The organism is Neopoerus faecalis (assembly GCF_029218125.1).
Classification (GTDB): domain Bacteria; phylum Bacillota; class Clostridia; order Oscillospirales; family Oscillospiraceae; genus Oscillibacter; species Oscillibacter faecalis_A.
The window spans coordinates 247,257-259,511 of sequence record NZ_JARFXX010000003.1 but is presented as its reverse complement, the minus strand read 5'-3'; the positions used below and the strand labels follow the sequence as shown (position 1 = coordinate 259,511).

General features: G+C 56.6%; 12 protein-coding genes. 6 read left to right on the top strand and 6 right to left on the bottom strand.

Annotation, left to right across the window (positions count from 1 at the left end):
• The first annotated feature begins 9 nt into the window (after nt 1–9).
• The 4 genes from trmFO to rnc all read left to right on the top strand — a co-directional run bounded on the left by trmFO (nt 10) and on the right by rnc (nt 3,475).
• Nucleotides 10–1,317, top strand: coding sequence for a methylenetetrahydrofolate--tRNA-(uracil(54)-C(5))-methyltransferase (FADH(2)-oxidizing) TrmFO (gene trmFO / locus PY311_RS05510; RefSeq protein WP_286147680.1), 1,308 nt, complete (start codon nt 10–12; stop codon nt 1,315–1,317).
• A gap of 58 nt (nt 1,318–1,375) precedes the next feature.
• Nucleotides 1,376–2,389 (top strand): phosphate acyltransferase PlsX, encoded by a 1,014-nt coding sequence (gene plsX, locus PY311_RS05505; protein WP_286147679.1) that lies wholly within the window; start codon nt 1,376–1,378, stop codon nt 2,387–2,389.
• Nucleotides 2,390–2,487: 98 nt separating this feature from the next.
• Nucleotides 2,488–2,733 carry an acyl carrier protein gene (gene acpP, locus PY311_RS05500; RefSeq protein ID WP_286147678.1) on the top strand — a complete coding sequence of 82 codons (246 nt, stop codon included), beginning with the start codon at nt 2,488–2,490 and terminating at the stop codon, nt 2,731–2,733.
• A 58-nt stretch (nt 2,734–2,791) separates the two neighbouring features.
• Complete coding sequence (gene rnc, locus PY311_RS05495; protein WP_286147677.1) at nt 2,792–3,475, top strand: ribonuclease III; 684 nt, start codon at nt 2,792–2,794, stop codon at nt 3,473–3,475.
• Nucleotides 3,476–3,527: 52 nt separating this feature from the next.
• Here the strand turns inward: rnc and PY311_RS05490 are convergent, their stop codons facing one another.
• From PY311_RS05490 to PY311_RS05475, 4 genes are all read right to left on the bottom strand, one after another.
• Nucleotides 3,528–4,922, bottom strand: a complete 1,395-nt coding sequence (locus tag PY311_RS05490; RefSeq protein ID WP_286147676.1) for a DUF2812 domain-containing protein — start codon at nt 4,920–4,922, stop codon at nt 3,528–3,530.
• Nucleotides 4,923–4,942: 20 nt separating this feature from the next.
• On the bottom strand, nt 4,943–6,409 hold the full coding sequence (locus PY311_RS05485) for a DUF2812 domain-containing protein (protein WP_286147675.1): 1,467 nt from the start codon (nt 6,407–6,409) through the stop codon (nt 4,943–4,945).
• A complete protein-coding gene (locus PY311_RS05480; protein ID WP_286147674.1) occupies nt 6,406–6,735 on the bottom strand; it encodes a PadR family transcriptional regulator in 330 nt (109 codons plus the stop codon). Before PY311_RS05480 ends, PY311_RS05485 begins: the two co-directional genes overlap by 4 nt.
• Before the next feature lie 203 nt (nt 6,736–6,938).
• A complete protein-coding gene (locus PY311_RS05475; protein WP_286147673.1) occupies nt 6,939–7,871 on the bottom strand; it encodes an alpha/beta hydrolase in 933 nt (310 codons plus the stop codon).
• 176 nt (nt 7,872–8,047) lie between these two features.
• On the opposite strand from PY311_RS05475, the gene PY311_RS05470 reads away from it, so the two are divergent.
• Entirely contained in the window at nt 8,048–8,470 is a 423-nt protein-coding gene (locus PY311_RS05470; RefSeq protein ID WP_286147672.1) for a zinc ribbon domain-containing protein, read from the top strand.
• A 48-nt stretch (nt 8,471–8,518) separates the two neighbouring features.
• Here the strand turns inward: PY311_RS05470 and PY311_RS05465 are convergent, their stop codons facing one another.
• Complete coding sequence (locus PY311_RS05465) at nt 8,519–9,388, bottom strand: radical SAM protein (protein WP_286147671.1); 870 nt, start codon at nt 9,386–9,388, stop codon at nt 8,519–8,521.
• Entirely contained in the window at nt 9,385–10,659 is a 1,275-nt protein-coding gene (locus tag PY311_RS05460; protein WP_286147670.1) for an aspartate aminotransferase type Ic, read from the bottom strand. The genes PY311_RS05465 and PY311_RS05460 overlap by 4 nt, the downstream gene beginning before the upstream one ends.
• A 221-nt stretch (nt 10,660–10,880) precedes the next feature.
• Between PY311_RS05460 and PY311_RS05455 the strand changes: the two genes are divergently transcribed.
• Entirely contained in the window at nt 10,881–12,245 is a 1,365-nt protein-coding gene (locus tag PY311_RS05455) for an MATE family efflux transporter (protein WP_286147669.1), read from the top strand.
• Nucleotides 12,246–12,255 lie beyond the last annotated feature (10 nt).

Genomic DNA, 12,255 nt, shown 5'->3' with positions numbered 1-12,255 from the left:
ACTTTGCAAATGAAGGTAACAGTGATCGGCGCGGGACTTGCCGGCAGTGAATGCGCGTGGCAGTTGGCCCAGCGGGGAATACAGGTGCGGCTTTGTGAAATGAAGCCGGAAAAAATGACGCCCGCCCATACAACGGAATATTTCGCGGAGCTTTGCTGCTCCAACTCTCTGCGGGGCGCTGCGCTGGAAAATGCCGTGGGCCTTTTGAAAGAAGAACTGCGGCGGCTGGACAGTCTCATTCTCCAATGTGCCGATGCGACCCGTGTGGAGGCCGGCGGTGCTCTGGCGGTGGACCGCCACGGCTTTGCCAAGCTGGTTACGGAGAAAATTCGCAGCCATCCCAATATCACGGTAGTCCCCGGCGAGGTGACGGACATTCCGGAGGGAGAGGTCATCATTGCCTCCGGTCCGCTGACTTCCGATGCACTGGCGGAAAAGCTGCAAATGCTGTTGGGCGCGAACAGCGACCTCCACTTTTTTGATGCGGCGGCGCCGCTGGTGTCTGCCGAAAGTGTGGATATGAATTATGCGTGGATGGGCTCCCGCTATGACAAGGGCACAGATGATTATGTAAACTGCCCTATGAATCAGGAGGAGTATGACGCTTTCTGGAAGGAGCTGACCACCGCCCAGGAGGCGGAGGTCCACGGCTTTGAGGACAGTCAGGTTTTTGAGGGCTGTATGCCGGTGGAGGTCATGGCCCGCCGGGGCCATGATACGCTGCTGTACGGTCCGCTGAAATCCCGTGGACTGGACGATCCCCGGACGGGCCGCTGGCCCTATGCTGTGGTGCAGCTGCGGCGGGACAATGCCGAGGGCAGCGTTTATAATCTGGTGGGCTTCCAGACCCACCTGAAATTTCCGGAGCAGAAGCGGGTGTTCTCCATGATCCCGGCGCTGCATAACGCGGAATTTCTGCGCTACGGTGTGATGCACCGCAATACATTTTTGGATTCCCCTCGGCTGCTGGACCGGTATTACCGGCTGAAAAAGGAACCCCGCATTGCCTTTGCCGGACAGATGACCGGCGTGGAGGGCTACGTGGAGTCCGCCGCCAGTGGCTTCTTGGTGGGCATTGAAACGGCCCGGCGGCTGAAGGGCCAGCCTCCGGTGGATTTCCCCCGGGAGATGGCCGTTGGAGCCTTGGCGCTGTATATTTCCAACGAGTCTGTCACTCAGTTCCAGCCCATGAATATCAACTTCGGCATCATCCCGCCGCTGGACCACTTTGTAAAGGGCAAGCGGAACAAGAACGCTGAAATTTCCCGGCGTGCACTGGAAATTCTGGAAATGAAAAAGGCCGATATTCTGGCCTGAGCGAAAAGAAAATGCTTCGGCCATTGGACGGAGCGTGTTCCCCTGAAAGGAGGAAGCAATGAAAATTATCATAGACGCCATGGGCGGCGACAACGCGCCTAAAGCGATCGTAGAGGGTGCATTGGCGGCCCACACCCAAACCGGCGCCGAAATTGTACTGGTAGGGCAGGAGAATGCGATTCGTGACTGTCTGGCAGGCCTGCTGCCGGAGGGTGTAGAGATCGTAAATGCCACTGAGATTGTGGAAATTTGCGATGATCCGGCCACGGCCTTTAAGCGGAAAAAGGATTCCTCTTTGACGGTAGGTTTGACCATGCTGAAAAACGGAGAGGGAGACGCTTTCATTTCCGCCGGCTCCACCGGCGCTTTGCTGGCGGGCGCTACGCTGCTGGTCAAGCGCATCCGGGGCATCCGGCGCGCGGCTATGGGCCCGGTGATTCCCACTGCCTCAGGCCGTGCCATTCTCTGCGACTGCGGCGCCAACGCGGACTGTACGCCGGAATATCTGCTGCAATTTGCGTACCTCGGCAGCTTTTATGCTAAGCGGCTTATGGGATTGGAAAATCCGCGTGTGGGCCTGTTGAATATCGGCGCGGAGCCCTCCAAGGGCGATTCTCTGCGTCACGAGACCTTCCAACTGTTAGAGGAGGCAGGCCGGGAGGGCCGCTTGAATTTCATCGGCAATGTGGAGGCCAATACGGCGCTGCTGGGCGGCGCCGATGTGATTGTGGCAGACGGCTATTCGGGCAATATTCTTCTCAAGGGCGTGGAGGGCTGCGCCAAGCTGATGATGGGCGAGCTGAAAAAGGCGCTCCGTTCCAGCACGAAAAGCAAGCTGGGCGCTCTGCTGGTCAAAGACAGCCTGCGGGACATGAAAAAGCTGCTGGACCCCAGCGAGATAGGCGGTACGCCGTTCCTTGGCATCAGCAAGCCGGTGCTGAAGGCTCACGGCTCCTCTGATGCTCACGCCATCTGCAATGCGGTGCAGCGGGCAATCGAATATGCACAGAGCGGCATCATCGCCGATGTGGAAGCGCATATTGATGAGATGAAGGTGGAAAAGCAGGCATAAATATGGAAATGCCTCTTGACAGGGCCATAGGATTGCCGTATGATGTTTTCTGCCAATTATGGATGAATATTACATTCTCATAGGAGTGAAGTGCGATTATGTCAGTTGAGGAGATCTTTCAGACTATGCGGGATCTGGTGGCCGAGCAGTTTGCCATGGGCCCGGCGGAGATTACGATGGAGACTTCTTTTGAGGAGGACCTCGGCGCAGATTCCGTGGACTTGGTAGAGCTTGTGATGGCCATGGAGGAAGAATTTGATATGGGCGAGGCCGGCGAGGATGAGCTGACCGGTCTGAAGACGGTTGGTGACGCGGTGAATTACGTTGCCTCCAAGCTGAAATAAAATGAGGAAAACGCCCCGCTTCCGGCGGGGCGTCCTTATAACCGTGAGAGGTAAGAGGATGCAGGAACTTGAGAAAAAACTGAATTACACATTTCATGACCAACGGCTGCTGCGGGAGGCGCTGAATCACAGCTCCTATGCCAATGAGCACCGCGCACAGGGAATGAACAGCAATGAGCGTCTGGAGTTTCTGGGCGACAGTGTGCTGGGCTTTGTTACGGCGGAATACTTATTTGCCCGGCACCCGGATTTGCCGGAGGGAGACCTGACCCGCATCCGGGCGGCGCTTGTGTGTGAACAGAGCTTGCATGAGGTGGCGCAGAAGCTGGGTTTAGGCAGCTATCTGCGGCTGGGAAAGGGCGAGGAGGCCGGCGGCGGACGCCAGCGCACCTCCATTTTGGCGGACGCCACCGAGGCGGTATTTGCCGCGGTGTATCTTGATGGCGGCATTTCTGCCGCTTCCGCGCTCATTCACCGTGTTTTGCTGGATGTGGAGCGGGAAGAGGTAGTAGAGGAGCGCCGCCGGGATTATAAGACCCAGCTTCAGGAGCGTGTTCAGCGTCAGGCCGGGCAGGAGCTGACCTACTGCATGGTGGGCGAAGAGGGCCCGGATCACGCCAAGACCTTTATCACGGAGGTCCGCTTGAACGGCGCGGCCATTGGCCGGGGCAGCGGCCACAGCAAGAAGGAATCCGAGCAGATGGCCGCAAAGGCCGCCTTGGAAAAGCTGAGCGAACATTAAAGAATAAAACAGCAGCCGGAACAAATGCTCCGGCTGCTGTTCTTTTATGAAATCATGCCAATGCGCCGCAGCCCAGCCGTTCCCGCACCAGTTCCGCCTGCATAGGTTTGACCGTGGCATCGGGCCAGTTGAAAAATTGAAGATCCACCAAACGGTCAGCATACCGCAGAAGAAAGTGCAGGGAACCATCGGCAGAGCTATAGGCGGTTTCCGCGCCCCAGTGGGAAGCATCAAGCTCTGTAAAGGAAATTTGCTCCACAGGATGAAAGGCGCTGCATGCGCCCTGCCGCAGCTCTGTCAGTCTGCGGTCGAGGAAATACGCACTTCCCACAAAAACGGAATAGGCGAGGGCGGGCTGGCTGCTGCCCTGAAAAAGCGGAACCGATTGCAGTCCGGCATACTGCCGAAGCAGCGGCGTGCCGCGTACCTCAAAAAAACAGGAGTAGTTGGTGTCGGATGTTTCACCGGTCAGTTCCTCCACTGTCAGGGGCAGTGGGTCATGATAGATTTTATCAACAAGAAAGGTCGAGCCTCCAACAGATTGGGTGATGCGTTCAGCATTTCGATGCCCTAAAATGATAGGGTGGGCCGCAGTGTAGCCAAGGGAGAGAACCAGCTCTAAAGCGAAGGCTGCCATAAGAAACGCGGCAGCAGTCCGTCTTCCGCGTTGTTGCAGCCGGTGACGGAGCCTGAAATAGACTGCCAATAGAAAGATCGTCCCGGGGATGACAGCACCGGTCAGTGTGGCCAAATAGTAGTTCCGCTCTGCGATGACGCTGAAAAGGAAGAGGAACAGGCAGATAAGGGCGAGAATGGTATGAACAGCGTTCAGACGCCGGTTTCCCTTGGGGGCCTGAAGGCGGTTTTCGTTTTGAGCGGTCTGCCGGGCCGAGCGGTACCAGAGTAAATGGGAGACAAGCGTAATACAGCAGGGAAGGATGTACAGAAGGAGCGCTGGCAGGAATAAACGGAACCACGCCGCCCAGTTACCGGCAGAGCGCGTCAGAAGCAAAAGGGGGAGCAGCAGAAGAATATAAAAAATCAGCGAACCAGCAAACAGAACGGAATCCCGGACTCTCATGGCGGCGTGAATCGTTTCCATCTGCACCACCGGGTCAGTTTCAATGGGAACCGGCTCTTTCTCCGCTGTGCGGAAAACCTGCATCTGCCCAGCCGTGGCCGTAAGCTCCCAGCCGGTGGCGCGGCACAGCTCCCACAGCTCCCGCTGCTGCCGGGAAATATATTCATCGGCGGGGTCCTTTGGAAAATACACCACGGCATAATGCAGATTGGCAGGCGGACATTTGCGGTAGCGCCAGAAAACAGGACCGATATGCTCCAACTGCCAGCCCTGCTGGGCAAGCGCCTCCAAGTGCTGCGCGATCTCCGGGGCGGCGTATAAATCAAACAGGTTGTATTCATACTGTGCGTTTCGGAATGTGAACATATTTCCGGCCTCCTTTTCCGCTATGTCAAAGAACCGAAGCCCAGCCGCTCGCCAACAAGGGCCATTTGCTCTTGAGTGGGGGCAGTATCGTACCATGGGTCAAAGCGAAGCCTAACGATGCGGTTTGGGTAGCACAAAAGGTATACGCCGTTGGCTGTATCGCCGCGGTGGAACTGATAGACTTCATCAGCGCCCCATGGAGCAGCGTCCGTGGGGACCCAGCTTCGCCGGGGCTGTCCAATCAGGCTTGTGTTGCGGTTGAAGGTTTCCAGCTCCTTGAAAAAGGAGTCCTTCACCGGTGCGTAAAGGCAGCTCAAATTAACCTGATACACTGAGCAATACAGCTCCGGGGCGGCGGTGCTGCCTGCTCCATAGGTCTGTTCCTGCCGGAAGATATACTCCGTTACCAGCAGGGAGGTGCCGGTTTTCCGATAGCAGGAATAGTCTGCGCCGGGGATTTCGCCCATTAGTTCTTCTACCGTCAGGGGCAGGGGATCATGATACACGGTGTAGGTGTAGCGGCTGCTATCATGATAGCCGGGAGAGGGCCGCTTCTCCGCATTTGGGTGCCCCAGCGGTGTGCCAACGAGCCGCAGACTTACCCAAAACAGCCCGGCGGTCAGGACAAGCGCCGCTATGATGGTGATGAAGGTGCTCAGCAGCAGATTGTGCTCGGCGGGGAAGCCGTGCTTTTTCATGAGATAGCGGCTGCCGTGGATGACCAGCGACAGCAGCGCGGCATAGAGAATCCAAAGTAAAAGACCGGTATAGACAGCCATTCCGTATCGATTGGCTGCCAGTAGCGTACCGAGATATGCCGCGCAGAAAACCGCAATCAGTGAAAGCTCAAGGACTCTTCGCCATTTGTGGCTGCGGGGAGAGAGGAGAACCCCCTCCTCCCGGGCGGCCACCGCCGCCCGTTTGCTCCAGCGGTAGTAGGCGATCAGCTCTGCAACGGAATCCATCAAAATCAATCCCCAAAGCAAAACGGCCAGAAGGGAGATTCCGGATGACAGCAGATCCCGAATTGTTTCCGCATTTCGGAATTGCGCCCAGATCTGAAGCAGCGCACAGCACAGCATGAGCCAGTTGGAGCGGGCGACTCCTGTTTTCATGGCGGCATGGACGTTTTCCACCTGTACCACCGGGTCTGTTTCGATGGGGGTTGGATTCTTTGCCGGATTGCAGAAAATCTGCATCTGATAGCGGTTAGAGACCAGCTCCCAGCCCGTTGCCTTGCACAGTGCCCAGAAGTCCCGCTGCTCCGGCGGCGGTTCCGGGTCAAACTGGCTGGCCTTGGGGAAGTACACCACGGCGTAGTGTAGCTCCGCCGGCTCACAGCGCCGGTAGGTCCAGAACACAGAGCCGGTATGTTCCAGCTGCCAGCCCTGCCGGGCCAGCTCCTCTAAATGGCGGACGATGCCCGCGTGGTCATAATAAGAGTAAAGATTGACTTCGCGCCGCTTTTTTCGGCCTGACAGGTTCATGCTTCGATCTCTCCTCTCCGTCCCATATAGCTGCGGTAATCCTCGGACAGCGCTTGCAGCCGCCGGTACTCGTCTGCCAATGCCTGCTCTCCGGCAGCGGTAATGAGATAGCTCCGCTTGCGGCCCTCCGTTTTTGTTTCCACGATCCAGCCGGTTTCCTGAAAGCTCTCCAGCAGATTGTAAAGCGTTCCGGGCCCCACCGTAACGCGGCCATGGGTGATATTGGCGATTCGGGCCATGATGTCCGCGCCGCAGCACTCGTCCCGGAGGGACAGCAGTACATAGAACATCTGCTCCGTCAGCGTTTGAAATTTTTCCCGTGCCATAGGCAGCACCATCCAGTATCGATATTCGATATTTCTATCTACAACATACTATCGAATATCGATTATGTCAAGAAAAATGTGGAAAAGTTGAAAAAGCCGGACCGCCATGCAGACGGTCCAGCAAAATGCTTATTTACATAATGATTGTAAAATGATTTAAAAAAGTAGAAAATCAAATAAAACAGAGCTTTACATAACTTTGATTATAGTCCTGCCTTTTCCGTAAGCCAGCCGTAAATATCCCGCTGAATTTGTTCATGCTCCGCTTCCTTTAAAATTTCATGACGCAGTCCCGGATACAGCTTTACAGTCACATCCTCCATTCCGGCCTTGCGGAAGGCATCGGCGGCGCGCTTTACACCCTTTCCGCAGTCGCCTACCATATCCATATCGCCGGAAACGAACAAAACCGGCGTATGGCGATTCATTTTGCGGATATTGGCTGAATCACAGACAAAGCGGATGCCGGAGAGCATTTCCCGGAACAATCCGGCAGTGGCATTGCCCTGACAGAGCGGATCAGCAAGATAGGCGTCTACATTGTCTGGATTTGCGGAGAGCCAGTCCATCGCGGTGCGGTTGGGGGCAAAGCGGCGGTTGTAGATGCCGAAGGACGCCCTGGTCGCCAGCTCGCTGGGGCGGTTTTCACCGTTGCGGCGGCACTCTCCGCGGATGGCGGCCATAGCGGCCGCAGTCACGGTGGGGCTCAGATGGCCGGTTCCCATGATGACCGCGCCGTTTACCGTGCCGGGGTAGCGAATGAGATAGGTCCGGGCCAAAAATGACCCCATGGAATGTCCCAGCAGGAAATAGGGGAGGTCGGGAAATTGGCTGTGGGTTAGTTTGCGGAGCTGTTCCAGATCGTCCACCACATAGTTCCAACTGCCCTGCGGGCCGAAATAGAACCAGGGCGCACCCTCCGCAACGGACAGGCCGTGACCGATATGGTCATTTCCCACCACGGCAAAGCCCTGCTCCGTCAGATATTGCGCAAAGGGCTCATAGCGCAGAATATATTCGGAAATGCCGTGAGCAATCTGCAAAACGGCCACAGGGGTGCCGTCTGGCAGCCATGAAACGGCGTGGATATTTGTTTTACTGTCGGCTGAGGGAAAAGTAAATTCGTGTTTCACCATGGTGCATTCCTCCTGCTTTCAGCGGTAGTTTACCACATTTCCAAGAAAATTACCAGCGTTCGACTTATCAACGGAAAACAAATTGTGAACACCATTGCGTTTTTCGTTTGCCGGCGCTATACTAAAGACATGAGATTTCCGGTCAAGTGTACCGAATTGTGAAAGGAGCGCTTAATATGGCATTTTTTGAGGAATTGGGACGCAAGGCAAAGGACGTAGCAGCCGTGGCGGCGGACAAGGCCAAGGATATGGCGGCAGTGGCCGCCGATAAGGCCCGGGAAACAACGGAGCTGACGAAGCTCTCGGTAGCCATTGCCGGCGAGCAGCGGGAGCTTGAGAAGAATTACCGCCTGATCGGCGAGTGGTTCATGAATGAGTATGACGGTGAGCTGCCGGAGGGCGTAAGCGAGCTGGCCGCAGCGGTGGCGGCCTCCAAGGCCAAGATCGCGGAGCTGGAGGAGCAGAAGACCGCTGTTAAGAGCGAGTCCGCCGTGGAGGCGGAGGGGGCCGTAGTAGAGCCTGCCGCCAAGGTCTGCCCGGTCTGCGGTGCGGAGTCCGACAGCAAGTTCTGCCCGAAGTGCGGCGCCCCGATGGACTGAGCAGATACATGAAAACTGCCGTGGAACTTTCGTTCCACGGCAGTTTTTTTATAATCCCCGCCAGCTTTCCGGGCGCAGACAGGAAAGGTCCTGTTCTGCCCGCCGAATCGAGGATAACAGTGCGTCCCGGTCGGCATTCAGCGTGCCCCGCAGGTCCAGATAATTACTGGCGTGGTTCATGCGGAACACACTGCCGGGACTGTCAAAATTCCGCACCAGCAGCTCTGTTTCCGTAAGGACCTGATGCTGGTCCAGCAGATGAAAGCTGCCCGCCTTTACCCAGTCATACAGCGGCGTGCCCGGCTCCACCATCAGCGTGAGCATTCCGATATACTCCGGGTTCATGGCGTTGAAGGCTTTTGCAGTGTCTACTGCGTGCTCCTCCAGCAGCTCCGGTCCGCCCAGACCCGTAATGGCGGTCACGGACAGCGCCATGCCGCAGCGGCGGACCTTCTGGCCCATTTCGATGATCTCGGCGGCGGAGTGCCCCTTCCGCATCAGCGTCAGCACCTTGTCACTGCCGGATTCCAGCCCCATGTATACCATGGTCAGGCCCTTTTCCCACAGTGTCCGCAGTTCCTCCTCCGTCCGCAGACGGATACTGGAGGGGGAGGCATAGCTGGTGACCCGCTCGCACTCCGGGAACAGCTCCCGGATGGTATCCAGAATTGTGTACAGTTCACTGGCCTTTCGGATCAGCGCGTCGCCATCCGCCAGAAAAACGCGCCGGACACTGCGGTAGCGCTGCCTCGCAAGCTGAAAATCCTCAAGCACCTCGTTCAGCGGCCGCAGAGCGAAGCGTTTTTCCTTGTACATACTGCAAAAGGCGCAGGTGTTGTGGCTGCATCCGTAGGTCACCTGAACGATGAGACTGTAAGCCTCGGACGGCGGCCGGTAGACCATACCCTGATATCTCATACGCCCAGCTTTTCCAGAGCGGCCATTCGCACACAGGTGCAGAACACGGTAATGGCCTTTTCCACATCCTCCACCGGCGGGAAGGAGGGGGCGATACGGATGTTGCTGTCATTGGGGTCAATGCCGTAGGGGAACGTGGCGCCGGCGGCGGTCATGGATACACCGGCCTCCTTGCACAGTGCCAGCGTCCGCTTGGCGGTGCCTGGCATGGCGTCAAAGGAAATGAAGTAGCCGCCCTTGGGATGGCTCCAGCTTGCGATTTCCAGCGGGGCGATCTCCCGGTCCAGCGTGGAGAGGACTGCCTCAAATTTGGGTGCCATGAACGCGGCGTGCTTTTTCATCAGCTTCAGGGTGTGGGCGTGGTTTTGGAGATAGAGCACGTGGCGCTGCTGGTTCACCTTATCATAGGAGATGGTCTGAATGCCGATCCACTTTTCAAAATCCTCGAGGTTTGCTTCGGAGGTAGCCATGCAGGCCACACCGTCGCCGGGGAACGTGATCTTGGAGGTAGAGGCAAACTCATAGACCATATCATAATTGCCGTACTTCTTGCACTGGTGCAGAATGTCCGGGAACTCCACATAGTCTCCCTCAAACTCATGGACGCAGTAGGCGTTATCCCACATGATGGTAAAATCCGGCGCGGCGGGCTTCATGGAGGCCATACGGATGATGGTATCCTTGGAATAGATGATGCCCTCTGGGTTGGAATATTTGGGAACGCACCAGATGCCCTTCACGGCGGGGTCCTTGATGGCTTCCTCCACGGCGTCCATGTCCGGGCCGGTGGGGGTCATGGGAATGGTGATAAGCTCAAAGCCAAAGGACTGGGTCAGCTTGAAGTGGCGGTCATAGCCGGGGGCAGGACACAGCCACTTCACCACAGGCTCCTTGCACCAGGGACGGGGGCTGTTGAGGCGGCCATGGATGAAGGCGCAGTCAATAACGCCGTACATCAACTGCAAACTGGCGTTGCCGCCTACAAAAACCTGCTTGGGCTTGCAGTCCAGAATGTTTGCGAACAGGCGCTTTGCCTCCGGCAGACCGGACAGAGCGCCGTAGTTGCGGATGTCGATACCGTCAACAATGTAATCCTCAGGCTCCTTGAGCATGTCGAAAATATCAGAGACCATATCCAGTTGGTCCTTGCAGGGCTTGCCGCGGGTCATGTCCAGCTTGAGTCCCTGTGCCTTCAGGTCCTCAAAGGCAGTCTGAAGGGCTGCGTATTCCGCCCTCCGTTGGTCCAGTGTCATGTTTTTGTAAGCAGTCATCTGTCTCATCCTCTCCGGGTATCCCCTAAAGTTGGAATGGGTGTTCCCCATATCAATATCCGTTACATTATACTCACTTCCGCCTCGTGTTTCAAGCCTTTTCCCGGAAAAGAACAGGTAAAATATCAGTATCCTCGAAAAAAATTTACACGTTCTTTTCATTTTGCGAAAAATATGCTATAATCTTTCCTAATATAGATAAATTGACAGGAGTGTTACCCTTGGACGAACAGCAGCAGAAAAAATACGTACAGATGACGCAAACGCCGGTGAGCCGCCTGATTCCGCGGTTGGCTTTACCCTGTATCATCAGTATGCTGGTCACGGCATTTTACAATATGGCGGACACCTTTTTCGTGGGAATGCTGAAAAGCAATGCCGCCACCGGCGCTGTGGGCGTGGTGTTTTCCCTGATGGCGATCATACAGGCCATCGGCTTTTTCTTCGGGCAGGGCAGCGGCAATTTCATGTCCCGCGCCATTGGCCAGAAAAATTATGAGGAGGCTTCGGACATGGCCTCCACAGGCTTCTTTTCTGCGCTGGCGGCGGGCGTGCTCATCTGTGCGCTAGGCTTGATTTTCCTGAAGCCGCTGGCCTATCTGCTGGGCTCCACGGATACGATTCTGCCCTACACCAAGGCGTATCTCCGTGTGATTTTGCTGGGTGCGCCGTGGATGACCTCCTCGTTGGTGCTGAACAATCAGCTCCGCTTTCAGGGCAGCGCCGCCTATGCCATGGTTGGCATCACTGCCGGCGCAGTACTGAATATCGGTCTGGACCCGCTGCTGATCTTTGTGTTTGATCTGGGAATTGCCGGCGCGGCATGGGCCACCATCATCAGCCAGTTTGTCAGCTTTTGCCTGCTGCTGGTGGGCTGCGGCAGGGGCGGCAACATCCGCATTGATTTCGCCCACCTGCGGATGAAGCCTTACTATTATCTCTGGATTTTCAAGGGCGGACTGCCCTCACTGGCGCGGCAGGGGCTTGCCAGTGTGGCGACTATCTGTCTCAATCAGGCTGCCCGTCCCTTTGGGGACGCCGCCATTGCCGCTATGGGTGTGGTGCAGCGCATCGCCATGTTCGGCGGCTCCGCCATGATCGGCTTTGGACAAGGCTTCCAGCCGGTGTGCGGCTTTAATTACGGCGCGGGGCTTTACCGCCGGGTCAAGGACGGTTTCTGGTTCTGTGTCAGGGTAACAACGATTTTTATGCTTGCTGTCAGCGTGCTGGGCTTTGTATTCGCGCCGCAGCTTGTGGCTGTATTCAGGGATGACCCGGAGGTGGTGGCCATCGGCACCCGGGCACTGCGGTTCCAGTGCGTGACCTTCTGCCTGCAGGGTTGGGTGGTCATGAGCAATATGTGCCAGCAGACTATGGGACTGACCACGCCGGCAACCTTCCTTGCTGTAGCGCGGCAGGGCTTGTTCTTTGTGCCGCTGGTTTGGCTCTTTTCAGCCCTGTGGGGCCTGACGGGTATCGAAATGACTCAAACGGCGGCGGACCTTTTAACGTTCCTCTGCGCGGTTCCGCTGCAGGCCCGGGTGCTCCGGCGGCTGACATGGCTGGAACATAAAACGGCGAAATAGAAAAAGCGGT